At 52.8% G+C, this 21,134-nt stretch carries 1 protein-coding gene (running past one end of the window); it reads left to right on the forward strand.

Going from position 1 to position 21,134, the window contains the following annotated elements; translation table 11 throughout:
* On the forward strand, positions 1 to 21,134 hold the 5' portion of the coding sequence (locus K7B67_RS02285; protein ID WP_252178755.1) for a TcdA/TcdB catalytic glycosyltransferase domain-containing protein. The gene runs 7,027 nt beyond the window's last position; only the first 21,134 of its 28,161 coding nucleotides appear in the window; its start codon is at positions 1 to 3; the stop codon falls past the right edge of the window.

Consider the following 21,134-nt stretch of genomic DNA (forward strand, 5'->3'; position numbering starts at 1 on the left):
ATGCCTGCCAATCTGACCGATACCAATCCTCTCAATCCTACTCCCAAAAGACAGTGGCTGGATACCAGCGATGGCTGGTTTTACTCGGCCATTGTTAATACCGGTACTTTTACCATCAAGCTGTCGACGGGTCGGGCCAGCCCGGGGTCGGCCTTTGCCACGCCGGCACACATCAGTGCTGTAAAGACAGCCATTGACCGAGCCTTCTGGTTAATCGAGCAGTCCGGTTTTTTTCCTCGTTATATACATCGAAATATCAGTATTATCCTGTTTGAATCGGACTTGCCCGATCCAAATATTTATTATGACGACGATGGCGTCACATTGTTAATCGGGCAATCGATCAGAACTGACCGGCTTGTCGCCAGGTTGCTGAACCACATGGCAATGGTCGTTTATGAAGCCTGTGATCCCAACAACTTCTGGTCAGAATTTCAGGTGCGCCAGTACGGTTCTATAGCCGCTCAAACACAGCTCGACTTTATCTCTGAAACGCTGGCTGCCAAATGGTTGAATCAGAAAGTATCACCGGTTTCACTCTATTGGCTGGAGTCTTTGCTTCCCGATTTGTTCAATACCCCAAAAACCCTTGAGCAGCCGCCAACCCCTCTAAGTGCCGAACTGCAAGCCAGGCACTGGCATTCTAAAAACGACCTTGGTCAAACACTTGACTGGCTCAGGGACGAGGAGATCCCTTCAACAGGCAATGTCACCAGACCCGTGCCTGACAGTTATTTTTCCTTCACACCCGTCTCTCCACTTTTGCGCATCGACGAGACAATAACCTGTCCTGCTTTTGGCAAGGGTTACCGCACCCAGGTTAACGGCACGGAAATAGCGGTCAGGGTATATCCCCAGGGCGACGGCGCTCCGTCACTGAGGCTGGTGGACATCACCCTTGATGCCCAAGACTATCGTTCGCTGGATTACAAGGATCCGGCACAAAGGCTCCAGCGACTGGTTTTTGACCTTGAGAAATTGGCAGGACTGTTTCTACACGGTGGTTTTAACCGGCAGTTGCTGACCTTTCTTTACGGGCTTCAGATTGCCAGTGATCCGGGTGGCCCGGATCATAAGGTCCCGCTTGTCAAGGCAGAGTCCGACCGATTATTTATTGACAGTGAGGCAACTTTTACAAACGACAGTCGGCCACTGATTCGTCTGGGAGCCGCCGACTTTTCCCGGCACTCTGACGAGGCTCTTGGGCGCGGACTGTCATCCCTGCTGATACCTGCATGGCGAAAAACCCTGACCGATAATGCCGTGGCTGTGGTCGGTATTGAACAGCTCTGGGGCTTCACTGGCAACAGGCTGGAAGCATTGCAACCGCATTATGGGCTTGATGAACGTTACCAGGCTCGGCAATGGCCGCCAGAGTCGGGTGATCTTTATCGGCAACTGGTATCGGGTCAACGCCATGACCTCAGGAAACGGGGCGGCACTGCGGAAGACTTTGTTGAGGCTGTCCGGGAGCTTTATCAAGGTGACGGGTTGGCACCAGCGCTTGCCAGCGTTATGGAAGACTGGCAATCGTCAACAGAAAGTAACCGCACAGCTGGAGAAATGGCGGATTTGCTCAAGGCTATTGTCACCGTTTATGGCGAACAACCTTTGCGCAGTGAACAATGGTTTTTCCGCAGGGCGCTGGATGACTGTCTGGACTGGTTGACTGCCAGAGACTCCGACAACCCGGCTCTGGCGAACCTTCAGCGACTAAAAAAAAACGACGAAGCACAACAGGGTGAATACGACGGTCTGTTCGAGCCGGAGCTGGAGCAGGCACCGCTCTTAAGCAATGTTTCTTTAAACAATGTTTCTTTAAACAATGCTACTTTAAACAATGCTACTTTAAACAATGCTACCAGCAGCGTTCGGGGCAGATTCCTTACCGTCAAGGCCCTGGGTAACAGGGTCGGGGTTTACCTGACGCCGGACTACCTGACCGGTTCCAGTAACCAGACCCTCGCCAGTGACCTGCGGCAACTGGTGGATGCCAGCGACCTGTTCAGACACCGGTTGAACAATACCGATGCGTTACGGATGCTGTCGGGCAACATAACGACTCTGGTAAGACCTGACACCCTTGGCGATATACACGACCAAGGTTTAATGAAAGTCTCCCCCGACGAGCGCAACAGGACGATCCCTGGGGAGTATGTCAGTTTGATCATCCCCGGTCGTAATGGCGCGTCCCCCGGCAGCCATTCCGGCCCGCTGACCTACCTGCCCATTCGCCACGGTGTGGAAAATGACACCGTTCATGACCTTGCCCCCATTAACCAGACAGTCAATAACGGCACCTTCACGCTGATTCCTTTTGATCCGGATGAGGGAGACTTGCCCTACGGTTCCGGGTGGCTGTCAGGCCATCTTTCGTTCTTTTACCAGCTGAGGGAAGCATTACGGCTGGCGCTCGGGCTGGCGCCAGAAGAAGATACCCATGCGGCCAAAAACCGGATTCGTACTGAGCTTGGTTTACCACGGTACTATCCCGAACAAGACAGACTGCCGTTACCGGTAGTGAACCATCGTCAGGTAATACTCAAAGAAACCCTGCCGGTGCAGCTAAGGTTTAATCAAACGACAGCGACAGACACCGGAAAATCCGTGCCTCTGGCGGTGACCGGATACGGCTCCCTGGGGCGTCATCTGCAACTGACAGCAGAGCCTGACAGGAACGGCACTTATCGTCTGCAACTGGCTGCCATTGGCACAATGACCGCAGATGAGGTGCTTCTGCCACAGTCCCTGTGGCGCCGCTATCCCGCACTTACCAGACCAGTGGCCGGGCACAGGGTTCGCCGTTCCGATACTGAGCCTGTTGCCGGTTCAGACTTCGAATTAATTAATCAACTGATTCCTGACTCTGAGACGTTCCATAAGGAGTTTGCACCGTTATTACACTATCAACGCTCTGCGAACGCAGACTTCAACAAACGTTTTGAAAATCTGCTGGAGGCTTTTACCGAGCTTGATGACCATCGTCGTGAGAGTTCTCCATTAACCTTTGCCTCAGGAGTAAACGTTTACGAAAAACTTATCGACCTGGCCGGGAATTCCCTGGTGCAAAGGGAAACCTCCAAAAAATTTGCGAAACTGGCGACAAACCTCCATCGCTGGTTGGATTCCACCATTAAGCCAGCCCCTGAGAAATTGCATTTTGTCAGCATTGGCCCAACCGTCGGGGAGCTGAACCGGATCCGGTTATGGATTGCAGCCAATGCAAACTCCGATTTGCAGATAACCCTCTGGTATGACCCACACGCCATGCTCACCACTCTGCTTTCTGATGCTCTCAAAAAAGCAGTGACCAGTGAATTAACCAGCAAATCTGGTCCCGGTGATCCGACTAATTTTGAATCGGATTTAATGCAAGGATTCATGAGGCTGCAAGATCAGGCCTGGCAATCCATAAAGTCAGATATGGATCAGGGGCGGGAGTTTGATCTGGCGGTAAAAAATTTTCTGGTAGGCCACCTCAAACTCGAATCATCGGATATTGATAAGAAAAAAGCCCAAATGGAGAAAGCCTACCAGGGATTCAAACAGAAGATAGTGTCTTCTTATCCCGGGGCGAAGTTTTCCTACGGGGATATAAATAAGGTCTGGGGCGATGACTTCGGGGAAAAGGGTGAGAAAGCCAAAAGTTACTATAACAGGGAACTGGGGTTGCGAGGCCATGAGAATTCAGCCTGTGCACTGGTGACAGCCAGGGTGGTTGGCACTCTCGGTGGCGTTTATTCTGATACGTCCCTTGCGCCTGTCATTAACGAAGATCTTTTCAAGGATATTGACTATTCAGATGTTGACAGAGCCGATTGGGGCAGGGTGAGGAGAGTACAGATACAGCTTGTCATCCAACAGCTCGGCAGCAAATTCCTTCCTTATGATCAGGATCCTGCTGTAGAACAGAAGATTTCAGACGATCTCGCCTGGTTCGGTAAAAAATACCCCGAATTGAAAGGTAATATTGAGCGGCTTCTGGCGAGCGTTGATTCCTCGCAGTTACTTGAGCCCCTGGGAAAAGTTAAAGTCATTCCCAGTGAGATCTACCTGCCATCGAAAAAAATCCCCAGTGCATTCTTCGCAGCACCACAGGGCAGCCCAGCCATGGAGATGGTCCAAAACTACCTTTTATCGGCTTATGAGACGATTGACCAATATAAGTTGTTCGACGTGACAGATTGGAAAACCACCCAGGATACAAAAACGTTTTTCAGCAAAAAACAGCTAGGTTCACCGCCATTGGCCTTTTACCGGCTCGGGGTTTTTCCAACCTTTGCACAAGTCTATCGAATACTGAGTGGTGATGAAGCACTGAAGGAAAGCAATAGTGAAATGGGTTGGACTGGAGGCCGTAGGGATTTGCTGGATGTTCTTCGATTGTCTTCCAGAGAACACTTTGCGCTTTCCAGCGAAGCACTGGCTGTCTGGAACCATGAAAAGGATATCGCAGTCCATACCGACACCGACCCGCAGAGCAGAAACCAGTACAGTCAACAACTGGTTGTCCAGATGGAGCCTGCTGGTGATGACCCGGTTACCAGGGCCAGCCGTTACCTGTTTCGTAAACACAATAGCCTTCAAGCAGGAGGTAGTTATCGTTCAATCCGTTGGCTGGTCATTGCTAACGATGGTTGGTCAGATGGAGAGACAGGCGCAAAGGTCAACAAGGTTGATGTTGTTAGATTTCTGGATAGTGAAAGCCGAATTCATATAGTAGGTCTGGGTGACTCCGGGAGCGGGGAATTTACCCTGAGCGGCCAAACCGCGTCAGAACTGTCAAAAAAAATCAATGAACTGACCGCTGATACCCCGGTTAAAACCATTAACCTGGTTGGCTCAGGTATTGACGACAATGGGCTTTTAACCCAATACCTGAAAGAAACCCTGAGACTAACAAAAACCTCGGCAGTGACTGCCCGTGACGGTCTTTTGAGAGTCGATATCTGGGGGCGCCTGTGGGTTGGCCTGGTCTCTTCTGACACAGACCCGGTTACCTGGTCACTGGCCGACAACTCTGACAAGCTGAAAGCGCATCGTAAGAGTGACGGCGAAATCACCGTCGAACGCTGGTCTGAAAAAGAGACAATGGCTGAAGGTGCCATCGGACTCCGGAAGCTGTCCTCGGTGTTATCACAGGAGAGCGGGTTGCTGAGTTCCGTCAATCCCGATGACTTAGTGCCGACTCTGGAGATGTTCAAGAACCGTTTGCAGCCGGGTTTGCTGAGTGTTCTCGAAGCGAATGATCTGGAATCGCTGGAGAAGAAACTCGCGCGATTTGACGAACTTCGCCAGGCAGGAAGTGGCAGTGCCCTTGAAAGATACATGCTTGTCTATCGCATGCAGAACAACCTGCCCGCAATTCTGAGTGGTGAGCCAGCGGCCTCCCATCTGGCCGCGGCAATAAACCAGTATCTGCTGGATGCTTTGGTGGAGGTTCCTAAACAGCTTCACTTTATCTGGATTGGTCGTCTCAACGAAGGGGTTAAAGCCCATCTCAAGGTCTGGGTCAAGATGGTTTCCTCCTGGTCGCAAACGCTCTGGTACGATCCACAGGCGTTTCTGGCGCCTGTGCTTAGCCGGGAAATACATAGGACGGTTGCGGATGAGAAAATACCTGAATTTTTGAAACATGAACGAGCCAAAAATGATTTTTTGACACGTTTGTATCAACTACAGGACCTGGCCTACAGCACCATAAAAGAAGGCATCGCCCGGGGCAACACCTTTGACGACATGGCCAAGATATTTTTAGTCAACCATTTGGGCATGGATCAAGGAGAATTAGCGCAAATACAAAGGCAAAGCCTGAACGAATTCGCGGATTTCGCCAAAGAGCTGACCAGGCTCCGGGGCAACGCCGGATCCGGGGGATTTACGCTGGCGGATATCAATCAACTCTGGCAGGCAGGCGATGAAGCCAGCCTGAAAGAGTGGTATGTGAAAGAACTTGGGAAGAGGGGGGTTTTTGCGGCAGCCGCTGATTATGTAAGAGTGGATGTTCTTATCAAGAAAAAGGGAGGTGTCTATTTAGATGTCGATACACTACCCCATTATAATGAAAACTTGTTTAAACACATTGATACTCCGAAAGATATTTCAGAATTAGGAATGCAGGATTCTTTAATTAACCATATGATTATGGAATATTTTGGTGAGCCAGGGCCGGAACAACTGTTTGTTAGCGGAAGGCTTGCTCCAGAAAAACTGGAAGAATATAACATGCTAAGGGAACAATACCCTGCTTTTTTCCAGGCGGTTAGAGAAACCATCGTTAATCATAAAAACGAGCCTCTTTTTGTTTTTCCAGACTCAATCAAGGCTATTCCTGACTCAACAGAAATAACATTACAATTTAAAGCAATAGTCCATCCCAACAACAACGTTATTATCGCACCGTCAAATAGTGAGGTTCTCAAGGCAGTTAAGTACGAAATGATAAGGCGTCAGCAGTTGGTTGAGCGTCTGAATATAGATGATCCAGTAAAATTTGCTGATTCCGATAGCGATGAAATGAGAGAAACCATTGCCAAAGAATTAGGAATCAATAGAGCCTCTACCGAATTGTTAGTTAAATATCGGAGTGATGGAATACTTTATGGATCTGGATCGACGTTGCTGCTATCCGGGCCGAGTGTGTTTATTAAAGTGATCAAGGCATGTATCACTTACTTTCTTGCAGAAGATAAACATTTGGATTTCAAACCAAAAATCTATTTCACGCAAATTAACCCACTGGCAAGGATTGATTTAGTGGGTCTTGATACCGATGAAAAGCCCAGTAGCTGGGTTGCCGATACTGATAAAACCCAGCGTTACGCCCTGGTCGCTGAGGGGGACAGCCATTATATAAACCAGATCATTCTCCAGCTGGGTAACAGCGACAATGAAGCCAGGGCCAGCTCATACCTGAGAGATAAATACCGGCCCGATTTCAGCCGTCTTATACGACTGGAGCCTGATGGCTCACTGATTGATCCGAAGACAGGTCACGCCATTGAACCCGGGATATTGCAAGTCGCTTTTCTTACAGACGACACACGTATTATTGTTGTTGGTCATGGTACAAAGATTCAGGATAAAAAGACCGGTCTCAGCAAGTTGCTTCACAAGGCCGGTTCCGACAAGTTTCTTCTGGGCGGGAAGACAGCTAAGCAACTGGCCGAAGTACTTGGGCGCATAACCGGCAGGCGGTTTGTCAAAACTGTCAGCCTGGTGGGTTGTGGTGCGGATGCCAGCGGGGAGCATTACCCTGTGGAACAATTCGCCAGGAAACTGTTTGGTGAAGTCCGGACAGAACGAATCACTGTCCGTAACACCTTGGTGGCGGTGGATGATCTTGGCCGCAAATGGACCGGCTCCCTGCCAGCCGAAGGCATCCCGCTGTGGTCACAGTCAGACCATCGCGTCAAACTGGTGCTCGAGAAGAACAAACGGGGCCAGATAATTGCCCGCCAACTCCCGGTTGCAGAAGGGCTGGTGAAAAAACTCCGGAATTTGCCCGCGTTGCCCCACGGCAGGGATTATGCCTATCTGGGCAAGAATGACCGTCATTTCAATCAGGCCAGGCACTTACTGCTTGATACGATTTCCGAAAACAATGGCAGACAGAAACTCTCTGACCTGATTCAGAATTACAACCTTCGGCTGCAACACATCACCACCCATGATAACTTTTCCCCTTACCGGTTGATGCCGTTGCCGGTTGCCGATGCCGAACTGCCTTTTGCGCAGGCAGGGGCACCAAGAGAGCTGCACCTGAGTGCCTTTGTCCGCGCAGATGCAATCGGTGACCCGTTGTCGGGGGTTGGCCTGCTGGCCTATGGCAATCCTTTTGCGCAGGAGAATTTTTTCCGAACCCAGCAAGCGGGATATGAGCTGGCCCGGCAAGTCTCAAAGCCACCATCCGATGCCATGGCAACACTGTTTACCCGGCTGCTGCTTGGGTCTTTGCAGGATATTGTCGCACCCGCTGGCCATGATATAGATCCGTTCCGGGTCTCCAGCCCTGATCTGCTGGTTTCGGTATTGGGAAAAGATGACTTGTTTGCTCTCTATGCTCACAAGTTACGAAATGACTTTTCCGAATTGGCCAGGCAGTACGTCAAGACTCTTAGAGCGTTATCGGATGACTTTCTGGCAGAAAAACTAGCGGAAAAAAAAGCACCGAGACTGAACGCCTGGAAAAGGCGTGAACAGAGAAGGTCGTTCGAAGACACCCTTTCGCTTGGGGTTAAAAAAAGGCTGATGCGCCAACCGGATGGTAGGGTCAGTTTCACTGATCCCGTGTTTCTGCCTGATAGAGAGGTTTTTGATGGCGACAAACACGACAAATACCTGCCTGTTGTCAGCAACCTTTCGGGCGAAACTTATGTTTTGGTGAGTGTGCCAGAGATTAACAGCGCGGTGTTCCCGGATAATCTGCGCAACATCCTGTCTCTGCTTCAGTCCTCAGGTCCGCTGGAGCCGCGTAATGCCCAGACGCTGATCAATACCATTGAGTCAGCCTATTCCCATCACTCACCCTTTCTGGTTGAGCAGCGGCTCGATGAAAAAATAGCCCGGCTCGCCCTGGCTGATGTGGTCACACTGGCCAATGAAATTGATCACTTCGACACCGAGCACAGGGCTGCCCAGAGCCTGATACAAAAGCTGTTGTTCCGTCTGGTGGCCAACGTAGTCACCACTCTGGAAAACGGCGACAAACCCAATCGCCAGCAGAAGCTTCTTATTGCTGAGTTGTCCAACCGGCTGCCCGAAGACCGTCGCGGTTTCAGAATTCCGCTTTCTCAAAACCGTGAACAGCAGGTTTACCTGGACCGCTCCCTGCCTTACAACGAGGATCAGCATTCTTCCTCAGGGATTGTTCTGGGAGTTCGTTCGCCATTTTTTTTCGCAGCCATTGATCATAATGTTTATCGCTCCCAGTTGCGTGAGCTGGTGCAACTGAATGGATTGCCAAAAGAGCTGGACGGTGTGCTTCGCCATTTCAACAAACCGAATAAATTTATCGATAGCCTTCTAATCTGGCGCAAATGGCAGACAGAGAATGGTTTGGAGACGATCACGCCGCCCGTTGATATCCGGCTGGAACCCCACCTTTTGATTTCGGACAGTCGGGTGATTATCCGGCGGTGGGAAAACAATCGGCCTGTTATCGTCCAGGTCGGACTGTCGGGTGAACGACCAGAGTCGTCCGACTTCACCCTCGCCCGGGTAATGACTCAATCCTACGGACTGGCTCTGCTCCTGCAACTGCAAGCAGAGCAGGCACCCCATTCTGTCATCACCAGGGCTATGGAAATATGGGAAACGAATGATTCTCGCTCTCCTGCTGGCCGTTACGGTTTTACCAACGGTCTGAAACTGCGGCGACTGCCCGACGACAGTGATCCCGTTTATCAAGTGCTGGTCGCTAACAGTGATGACCATGATCTTAAGTTTGCCCGGGGCACTGTCGATGATTGCCATCGGGCATTGGCGGTATTGTTCAGGGAAGAACGTCTTGCCCGTTCGGTCAGAGCCGTTATTAACTACCTCAAAATAAAGCCGGAGACCTCTGTCGATGCGTTTGTGCAGGGTCTGGTAAATATCTACACAGATCACTGGCAACAGCTGCAGGATTCGCCCCTGCGTTCTGCGCTGGAGTTGCAGAACACGGATTACCGGATGTTGAAAGCACGAGTTTCCAGCTCCGGTTTGTCTGCGGAAGACAAGGGCAGGTTATTGTCAGATCTGGGTGCTATGCAAAACCCTCCAGACACAGGATCGAACACTGGCAGAGCGTCTTCTTACTTCCATGGTCAGGCAATCAAAGCGGGCAGCCCCGGAATTCTCAGAGAAGTTCCACTGGTTTTCTATGGTGACGAAGGCTCGCGGTCGCAGATCGCAATCTTGTTCTCTGCCCAATATATCAGGGATATTCTGAAAAACGATGCACCTTCAAATGAAATGCATTCAGTTCAGGATGGGATTATCAGAACGCTTCGAATATTCAAAAGAACCTTTAAATACGAGAATTTTTCCAAAACACTGAAGAAAATACGAAGCCAGACCTTTGGCAACCTCAAGACTCTGGTGGAGCAGGGCGTTATTGATGGTCCTGTCGGCAGAGGCTCCGAGCGGGTCAAAATACCTGACTCTGTTCGACTATTACTGGTCATCACGCCTCCCGGTTCATTGGGTACAACTCAGCCGGAACCGGTTCTGGTTGGTAATGCGGGTTGTGTCCTGAAAATTGATCCGAGCCAGTATGTCACCGAAGGCAAAATGCGGGTTGAACAATATCACACTTTATCAAGCCTGATAGCCCGCTATATTGTTGCAGCAAATCTGATGGAAGGCATCGACAGCAATTCTGAAACCCTTCGAAAAAACATTCTGCATGAAATTGGCATTGACGACATTGCGATATTACAAAGGGATGCAAAATTGCCAAGTATTCGTGAAGACACTCGCAGAGGACGGATCGGTCTTGAAATAGAGTTTGATAGCATAACCGTAAAGGTTGATTCGAGACAACCGCTTGCGTTTACTGAATATATCTCCAAAAAGCTTTTGAACCCGGTCTACCCCGATTTGGTGGTATCCAGCGAAGAAAGTGGCGATCGCTCTATCATTGAAATCATCACCGGACCCAAACCTCTCTCGGATTACATGGATGAATCCTCTGTTGTATTTGGTGCCACCAAAACCTTAGCTGATATTTTAGCCAATTTACCTGAGAGTGGTTATACCGTAGACGACATCACTAAAGCGTATAATGACAAGCTACTTGGCAATAATCCCACTGATGAATTAGAAAAATACCGGTTAGGCACTAATTCAAAGATGAATCCTGAAGTCTCATTGCCCGCTGAGCTAAAAGGAAAGCCATTACCTTATCATGTTCAGGTCAATATCGGGGTCGATCTCAGGGGGATTGGCGATATAACATCCTACGTTGCCACTCTTATTGTCCCAAGGAGAAGTGATTTATTAAGGCAAGTTTTTGAGTTGAGCCAATATCAGGCCTCTGTCATTTCAGAACGACTGGGTCTGAATTCTGACTTGCTGAACTCCATGTTTACCGCTCATTTATACAAGCAGGCACTGGACAGTTCAACCAAGGAATTTGACAGAGATAAAGAGGGTATTAAAGGCTCACCAGTCACTCAACTGGAAGGATTATTAAGGCTGGGTACCGCCGATTTTTTAATGACGGTTATCTCTGATCTGGATGCAGGCCAACTTAAGTCAGCGATCCGGGACTACAGCTGGCAAGCCTTTGCTTCGTTGATGCAGGCAACGGTCGATAACCTGGCCGAAGCGGGATCTCTGGCTGAAGGGACTGGCAGACAGTGGACAGCGCCCGAACAACGACTGCAAGCCAGATTAGAATCGCTGTTTATCGACACCCTGGATTACCGTATCAAATATGGGAGGATGCCCTTACCCCCTTCTAAAACACGTTATATCCGATTACCACAAGGCAAAGACCAGGAGACGATTATTGATGTTGGTGCCACAGGCGCCTCAAGACAACCTGTCACCCGTTATGACAATGACAAGGGTGAAACCCATTACCTTGCCATCGTGGAGGTGCGCGAACCCTGGCCTGCACTTAAAAAAATGGGTTTTGAACCTCCCGGGACTGCCACGACTACGGTCATAAAGTCTGTTCAAAATCCAGAGCTACTGGGAGCAGACCCGGATGTTGACGGGATCTTTTTCAGAAGAGCCCAATCCCTGCTCACCACTGACATCCTGTCCAGACATTACCGGGACTGGATCGAGCAATCCATCCTCAACCGGCTGGGTCAACTCGATCGGGCAAGGCTCGATCATGCAACCCGCTCCTTCCTCGACTATCAGGAGGCTGTGACGGACACAGTCGGGCAGGACGCACTGGGCCGGTTGCTGCTGACGGCCAATCTCAGGTCAATGACCGGCGGGCAGTCAGGATCATCCTGGGACACCCTGGCGCGGTTGCAAAAAATAGTGTCTGTGGATTTTAACCTTCAGCGGGTAATCAGCTGGGATCACCAGCTGCCTGCGGCGACCACTGACAGCGAAGCCCTGCTTGTCGCCCGCTGGCAGGAGCTGGCAAGGTTCAATTTGCCCGCCATTGTCTACAGGCTTCTGAACTTGTTTTCCGGGCACGAAGATTTTATTAAATCGGTTCTTGAGTCGGGAAAGGCCGTTTCCGGGAGCGGCGTGTCACTGGGTCGTTTGTGTCGGGAAATGATCATTACCCTTAACTCCGAAAGGTACCTTTATCAGAGTCACCTTGATAGCAATCCACTGACCCTGACGCTGGGAATAAAAGACACCACTTTTGATAACCGTCAGGCTATCGCTGCCGGAAAGCTATTCGCAACGGCCCTGCTAAACCATCCCGACGTGGCGGCTATCGGCCAGACTCAAACGGAATTACGGGCGATCTGGGGATTATCAGCAATCACCACTGGCCGCAGTTATGGCCTGACCACAGAATTGGCGTTGGCCACTGTGCCAAGCCAGAAAGACCCCCTGTACACACAGTTTGTGGATGGCCTCAGCAACGGCGATCACAACTGGCAGTTTGCTCCCGGATCCATCAAGGATTTCGCCCGGGTTCTGTACTGGTTGTCCGCCCGGCACCATCAGGACATTCTGAAAGAGGCTTTTGAACGGGTTCAGGACTACCATCGTCAGCACCCCAAAGTATCCCTGGACACTTTTGCTGCGGCTCTGGTGGAAACACACAGGAATCTGCCCGATGAACGGGCGCGCCTGGTTCTGCGTCAGGCTATCGGGAAAGAGGGATGCACTTATCTGCAACAGGCCCTGACGAAGAAAAAAGCATCGGTAGTTGCCGGTCTGGAAACCATGAAATTGGTCAGGACGATGGACCAGTTTTATGATGACCGTGATTCGTTCGATGGCACTACTGCATTTGAGGTTCACAGGAAAATATCGGTAAAAGTGAGCCGTGCTTACTTTCGTTATGGTGGAACGGAGTATCTTTCATTAGTCGATCGTCTTCAGGATTTTCTGGCAACGCCTCTGGGCAACGATTATCTGGAGAGAATCAAAGCCGATCCCTCAGCCTCATTTGGCTATCAGACCCTGATCGTTGATGCCCCGAAAGCCGTTGCTGGAAAGCAGCAAATCGTTGTTTTTTTATCGCACACTGGCAAGCAAGTGGTTATTAACCCCGATGCGGCTGCCGGTGGAAAAAACCGTTTGTCCAGCCTGATTCCAGTGTTTACTGCCCTGGTTAAATCCGGTTATGAACTGAAAGGCAGTAGCCAGCCTGCTCTCCGGGATGCTAACAACATTGAAGCAATGGTTCGCCAGCAAATGGGATTTGCCCCCCTGGTGAAGCTTGCCGACACAGGGACTCTGAAAAAGGACACCGCACCTGGCCGGATAGTCCTTGAAAAAACCTATGCCATCCAGAAACCTGCCAAGTCAGAAAGCCTGCCGTTCAAAAGTCCAGAGATCAATGGTTCACCCTTAGTCACGCTTAAATGGCTTGATACCGGAAATCTGCCGGGATTACAGCTGATAACGGCCCCGCTTTCTCCCGATGAGCTGGACAAGCACCGGCTTTTGCTGGAATCCAGCTTTTACGCACTGGATAACATTAAGACCAAAACCTGGCGGACAGAAAGCACTGGCAGGATCGACTCCGGAATTACCCTGAGGTTTCCTTTTGACGATCTGGGTAAGCCGGTGGTTGCGGCACTGTTTGCTGACAGCCAAAGCCCCGGGGGGGAGCGCCTGCTGGTCAGTCTGCAGGCTGCCAGGCGGTTGGTAAGGGGAGTTGTCCGGGGGGCTTCAGGCAGTGACGCGCAAGCCCATGCCCAGCTAAGGTCGATGTTTACGCTGTTGCTATTCCGGCTGTCGGGGGACAACTCACAGGAGAGAACCCTGTTTCCGGGGCTAAGGCTGGCAGACTGTATCCATACCTACCTTTCCGACACTGCCGTGACCACACTCAGTGGCTACATCAACCGTGTTGGCCTGAAACAGGTGACGGATGAACTGAAAGCGACAATCGCTGACCTCCAACAAGTAAGCGATGCTGCCGACCCGCAAACGGATAAAAGGATTAAAGACCTGCTGGGGGTGGCCCTGGATTACCGCCTTGCCAATGGCGCCGGGTTGTTGCCCGCCACCCTGTCGGATGCCTACTCGCTGCCCCTGACCGATGGCGGAAAGTACCGGGAACTCTGGACGGGTCTGATGTCAGAGGGCAGCGCACCGCGGCCTGTGTCCAGCAATGCCGACGGCCATTATCTTCTGGATCTGGTCCTGCCGGGTCAAAGTGGCAGTCTGGAGCGCCTGTTTAGCCGAAAAGCTAACCTCGCGGGCCATCTCAAGCTGGTGTTGCGACCACAGTGGCTGGGGCGTGATCAGGAGATTACCCGTGCGTTTCTTGAGTTGGCGATGTCCAGGGTGGATAAAGCCGACTGGCCGTGGTTTTCAGAACACTTTTCCTCATTGCCCCAAGTGCAGCGTTTCAAAGTGGTGGAAGCACTTGATCAATATCGCTTGCAGCATCCGGAGGCTGATTTCAAGCGGCTGGCCCTTGCCCTTACCGACCTTCAGCTCGCCGAAGTGAACAGGCAGATCCATCAGGATGGTCAATCCGGGACACCCTCGGTGTTTCGCATCAGGAGTCTGGAATCGCTTACCGACGGCCATGGCTTCAAACTGAACACCTACGGGGGGAGTCAGTTCGATCTGCGGGCGGGTTCTCTGGTGCCGGTGATGACTGGTCAGGCCGAGGCAACATCGGTCAGGCCGAGCCGACACCAGATGCTGCTGAGCGGGTCACACGGTGACCAGTTTCCCCCGTCGTTTCTTGATACGCGCCACAGCGAGAGACTGTACCGGCAAGCCATGTTGGCTGGTCAGCTGCGAGCCAATAGTTACCGGAATGATGTCGAGCATTTTATTAAAATTTTCACCGACCTGAAGCAGGAAAGCTATCACCAACAACTCCAGCAGCAGGACTCGCTTAACCTGAGTGCGGGTTGGCCTGTCCACTGGCAGTTAAACCCTAGCATTCTTTTGCGGGAATCCCGGCTAAGGGTCCGGGACAGGGCGGTCACGATTGAGCTTGGGATGAAATATAACCTGTTACTCAAGCCCCGGTTCCTGGACATAAAGGTGGGTCAGTTTTATGCCCTGGCTCTGGCCAAAAGTGTCGAGGCGGTTGATACCGCCCTGTTCCGGTCCGTCTGGTCAAAGGAGGCTGAGCAACTGGCGCGACTGGGTACCACCATTGGTTTTGACGCTGCCTACCACTGGGTTTCCGCAACGGAGGTGCAGAACCGGGTCAGTCCTCTTTATATCCTTCTGGCAGGCAACAACCGGGATATCCTCAAACATCATTTTGGCGCCATTGGCCTACCCGCCAGTCAGGAAGACTTTAAACAGGCGATGATATGGCTGTTCTCCTGGGAGTCTGAATCACTGTCATTGAGCCTTAACAGGGTTTTTGACTACATTCAGGCTCATCAGGATGACCCGGATATTGAAACCTTTGCCAGAGCACTGCGCGAGTTTGACCAGAACCTACCCGATGATGCCAGAGTGCGGTTCAGGGGGAGGCTCAGCCATCAACAGATTGAATTACTGCAGAACGCCCTGACCCGGCAGGTGCCTGACCAGTGGGAACTGGTTAACTATATAGGCACAGTTAAAAAAACGCTCACTTTGCCCGCCCCGGTAACCGCTGCAAGCGGGTTTGTAACATCGACGTACCAGCTGGTTGAGTCTGATAGCGGAGTGCTGGCTGGTATAAAGGATCCGGATGCTTCAGACAAGGGGCGTTGTCGGCGTGGGGTCGACGGCTGTGGGACTCGGCTGTTACTAACCGGGGACCTGGCGGACCGCTCCTTTTTGGACATTGACAGTGCCGATATCAGTGACAGCGATACCAGCAAACCCTATTACAAGGTTGAGTTCCTGACACACGGGGGTGAGTTGCAGCGGGTGCTCAGTCGCTCAGGCACCGATATCACCGTTACCCCCCTGGGCGAAACGTCGGTTTATGACAGTATCCACGTTACCGGCGACTCCCGTCTTGAGCGTGTTATTCAGGTCGGGGCGGAGACTGGCACGTTCGTAGCAGTCAAACGTGCCGGTGGTCAGGTTTATCAGTTGATTTCGAAAGAGGGCGGTCAATACCGCGCCGTCAGTCTGCAACCCGGCGACCAGCTGTTAGCGTCTTACGACAGCAGCGGGAAAACCCTGATCCCGGTGTTGGAGAAAAACGACCATGGCGAGATGGTTTATGGCCTGAGGCTGGACAACGCTGCGTCAGATACAAACAGGCTGTTCAAACTCAACCCGGCAGCATCGCTGGCGGATCAGCTGGCCACCGCCCGCCGGGAAGATCATCTGTTGTTAGCTGACAGTGCCGAGCTAAGAACCCTGGCGGGCACGGAGGACAGGATAGCCGTGATCCTTCCTGCCGACTACCGTCCCGGCCAGCGGCTGGCGAATCAGGCCCAGCAGCTCCTGTCCGAACTGAGGGTCTTTATTGCCACCCCGGCAGGTCAGCGGCTGGTCAATGCCCTGGGATTCTCCGACCGTTTCAGCAGACCCATCAGTATGACTGAGCTGGACAGTCAGCTGTTGCCCGATCTGGCGCCCCCCGAGCATCTCAAGCTGGTGGTCAGGCTTGGCAGTCAGGTGACTGTTGACCCGGTGATACCCTATCGTTCCCGAAGCATTGGGGACGTCACTGGTCACCGGCTGGTGGTGCTACAGGTTGACCCGGCGGTGCTGGACGGGCAACGCCACGCCACCAGCAATTACCTGGGGGCCGTGGCCTCTATCCTGAAGGATTTATGTCGGGCAGCACTGGTCAGTATTGGCCAGGAGGGCTCACCGGCCATCGCCATGGCCTGGTTGCAGGGGAAAAAAATCACCGGGGACCGGACGCTGCTGCAACTGGAAAATCAACTTCGGGAGCAGTTTGGCCTGCGACCTGCCCAGGGCACGGCTGCCGACCGAGTTCCGGTTGAGACCGTCACCACCGCCGGCGGGATAACCACCGTGGCAACCGGTCAGCGGGTCCGGATTGCCTATCAAGCCATTGCCGATCCTCTGTCCGGCTTTGGTCAGCTGGTGGGGGATTCGGAAACCCGCTTACTGTTCGAGCGGGTGCAGTATCGTTGCAATCAACTGGTTGACCGGTTATCCAAAGCTGACCGTTCGCAGGGAAACCTTCGCTCACTGTTGACACAGGTGGTCTGGAGTGAGCTGGTCGACCGGGGCATGGTGACTGCACAGACCGGGCTTCTGGCTGACCCGGTGGATGTGGTGGTGTCCATGCTCAATGATACCGAGCTTAAGACTCTGGCCGCTATCAAGCATCTGGCCAGCCACCTTGGGGATGCGCTTATTGATGCTCTGAAAGACCAGCAGGGTAGCGTCTTCACAGAGACAGAGCGGCAAGAGTTGTTGAACCGGTTAAGTCGTGCAGAGGAAGCTCTGGCCAAGGCACGGGCTGTGCGCAATGAATGGGGCGATCCCGGACAGCTTCCCCTTGCCGGGGATTCCCACGGCAATGTGCCGGTCACCGCTGGCAGCCGGAAAAACCTTGCCCTGATGACCAGCGCCGGGCGGCAAAAGGTCACCCGGCTGGGTGACCGGTATCTTATTGCCATTGACAGCCAGCATGGCCCTCTGTCCGCTCCGGCAGGGGATGAACTGACCGGTTTGCTGGTGCTGCTAAGGCAGGAGCCGCCCGCCAGCCCGCAGGCTGCGGCTGCTTTACGGACTCAGCTGCAGTGGCTCCCTGGGGCGGCTGACTCGGACTATTACCGGACTGCGATCGAGGGAACGCTGTCACCTTTGTCCCAACAGCAGGCTGAGCAGCTGGATAACACCCTTATCGGGTTGTTCAAGAAGCAATCCCCATCCGGCGCTGAGCCGCTACTGGCAGAGTATTTTTTCCACAGGCGGCTTAACAATCTGGAAACAACAGACCTCGCAGAGTTGCGGATGAATGCCCTGAAAGCCAATGAATGGCTTGATCTCCTGCAAAAAAATCCGCCAATGCCGCCAGGACCCGGCAGGAAGGCTCCGGTTGTCATCCCCGATACCGGGTTGGGCCGTCACCAGGCCGGGGTTCAGAGCAAAGATGGGCAAAAGACCTTCACGCTGGGACGCCGCGATGACCTGGCCTTTTCCAAGCAGGGCCCTGGTTACTCCCTGATCCGCAGCGAAGGTGACCGCAAGGAGGTGTTTCGCGTTGCGCTGCCCGATAACTGGCCAGACCGTCTTTTGCCAATCAGGCTGGTTGTCGAGATGGAGCCTTATCGCAAGCTGCAACGTGAGGGCAGTATTGACGAATACCGGCTACAAAAAGATATTCAGGACATTGCCCGGGGGCTGGGGGAGTCCCGTTTATCGGAGCTTTTTCAGCCGCTTGTGAAGCCCGTCAGGGATGCGGGCATTCCCGATGGCAGCACTTATGAAGTGAGCATCATCCTCAAGCCTCTCTGGCCGTTGGTGGACAGCCGTGTCGAGGTGAGTGGAGAAGACAGCCGCCATGCGCTGTTAATGCTGGGCACAAAGGACAGGAACAAGCCATTCTTTTTCAGAGAAACCCTGACCAGCCTGGTCGGTGCCAGTCTGTTAAAGGCCCTTGAGGGTGGTGGTGGGGGGGGGCTGCCAGCCTTGAGCCCGCTGAGAGCCTTGCGCCAGCAGGTGCGGGAGCAGTTCGGGATCAACACCGGGACAGTGCCTGACAGTGACCCGCGCCCCCTGGGACTGACCCGGCAATACGAACTCACCCTGGCTGCCACCCCTTCTGAAACAAGCCTCTATCAGCAACTGGTCAAAGGCTATCACAACCTGCTGCTGGCTAAAGGTACGCAAGCCGATTTCAGTTGGGCGCTGGATTATTTAGAGCGCCATAATAGCCCCAGGATTCAGGAAATAACGACACTCCTGTCAAAGGATGAAGGTAAGTTCAGTGACGGCAATCTTTTCAACAAGGCCATCAATAACAAACGACCCGTAGTTGCCATAGAGTTAGGTCGGCAATTCGATGATTCAATCAGCAAATACACCCCTCTGCCCTCCGGCTCAGATCAGGTCAATTTGGATTACCGGGCCTTCTGGAGTGTCGGTTCCGGCCTGGAAACCCTGCTCGACGCCAGGCTGCTCGGGTTAAGTCGGGCAGCGGCAGAAAACTCCCTGTCCCGCCTGATAGAGGACCTTAAAAACTATTACAACAAAGAGGTCGATGCCAGTATTTACCTGAAGTCGCTGCTGGTTCATTTTATCTACTGGAAGATGGACCAGACTCTGGGGAGCAGCGGGCAGCCAACCAGCCAGATACACCTGGGGGTGACTGATGTGGTAACGGCCATACTGCCTGACAGCGACATTGATGCAATCAGAGACCTGTATATCCTTGAACATGGGTTGACGACCCGACTAACCATGGTCGACTCATTGGAAAAAGCCTGCACTTACGTTGCCCGGGGGCTGGGCTGGGAGAGTTTTGACACTGGCCTGCTGGCCAATATGAATCAGGATGTGCACACCGTATTCGAAAAGGCGGTAACACTGCGAAAGAGCGCCAAAAAACCCTTCCAGTTGCCTGTTAGCCAGCAGCAGGACGCCCAAAATAAAGAGCCAACGTTTGTACAGACTTTACCGGGACAGGATAAGACCATTGAAACCATGGCCAGCAGCCCTCGTCATGTGGTCATGGCAGACGGTGACCGACGTTATATAAAAATAACCCCGGCAGGCCCGGGCAATCCTTTCCCGCTGATGTCATCCCAGTCACAGGAAGGCCTGAAGACGCTGTTACGCCAGCCTCTTGAGCCGGGTGAAAACGCTTCGGTCACAAAGGCTTATCTGTCACAGCTGACACGCCATTATGAGGCTTTTAGTGAACTCAAGGACATGGACATTGCTGGTCAGGTCAATGCCGTGATTGAAGAGATGGACGCTGCTACCCGGCAGCGGTTTGCTGATGATTTCCTGGGATATGTCCGGCAGTCAGCCGTCCCTGAAGGCCTTACCGAAACCATCGCCGGGAAGTTACTGGTGGCAGAGGTTACCGCACTGGGTTCCTTGCCTGAAAGAATTTCCTCCGGGCTTTATCAGCGGCTCAACGGACTGCTGAATCTGGCCGGAAAAAGGGAATTTTCACTGACGGCTGGCGACCTGACGATTCGTGTGCTGACCGACCCCTCAATCACCGCCGATGCCTCCTACCTGATGCCTGGGCAAGGCACCCTGGTGCTGGGCAATGGCGGTGCTGCCAGTCCGCTGACCACCGCGGCAGCACTGGCTCTGCTGCAAGCTGTCCAGGCACAGAAAGCGGAGGATCGGACAAAAACATTCCTGGCTCTGCAGCAGAAGCGGGTCAAACTGCCAAAGGGCATAGACAGCCAGTCGCCAGAGTCGCTGGTCAACGAGTTCACGGTGAAAGAAGGCAAGTTGACCCTCTCCGGTCTGCTGGAACGTCTGACCAACTTTATCGGGGTGGCGGACAGGCTGAACCGGGAAGGCTCCTTTGAATCCCGCCTTCTGGCCAGAGACATTCGCCAGAGCGTGGCCGACAGCGTGGCAGCACTCAGGAGCAATATCGATTTTGGCCGGATGGCTGGCATCGTTGATATGACCGAATCTCATTTCCGACAGGCCCTGCAGAGACTGGACAAGGCGGGTTTACCGGCAGGCCGGGCAACAAGGCTGCCCGATGCCGGCTGCGTGCTGTGCGATGGCTCCGGCCCGGTCAAGACTGCGATGGCCCTGATGGACCGGATCAGCGGGCACCTGGATGACATTGAGATCAGTGATCGCTTCGACCATGTCAGGCAGACTGCCGTTGACAACAAGGGGTTGCTGGCAGACGCGTTCCTGCTGCTGGAACAAGGGCGTTTTGCGGCGGTGGCCACCGAGGATATTCAGAACAGCCCGACGTTCCACAAGAAGATCCTTGATCTATTCCGGCAAACACTGACAGAACAGCAGGGGCTGACGCCAGAGCAGGTGATTGACCGGGTTGTCGGTTTGCTCAATGACTCGGGTTACAGTGCTGACGATGCCCGGTATGTAAAAGAGCAGCTGCTTAAAAGCCAGGACTTCATGGAGCACTTGAAGACCCATAAAGGCCATCC

The sequence above is a fragment of the Endozoicomonas sp. 4G genome, from assembly GCF_023822025.1.
Lineage (GTDB): Bacteria > Pseudomonadota > Gammaproteobacteria > Pseudomonadales > Endozoicomonadaceae > Endozoicomonas_A.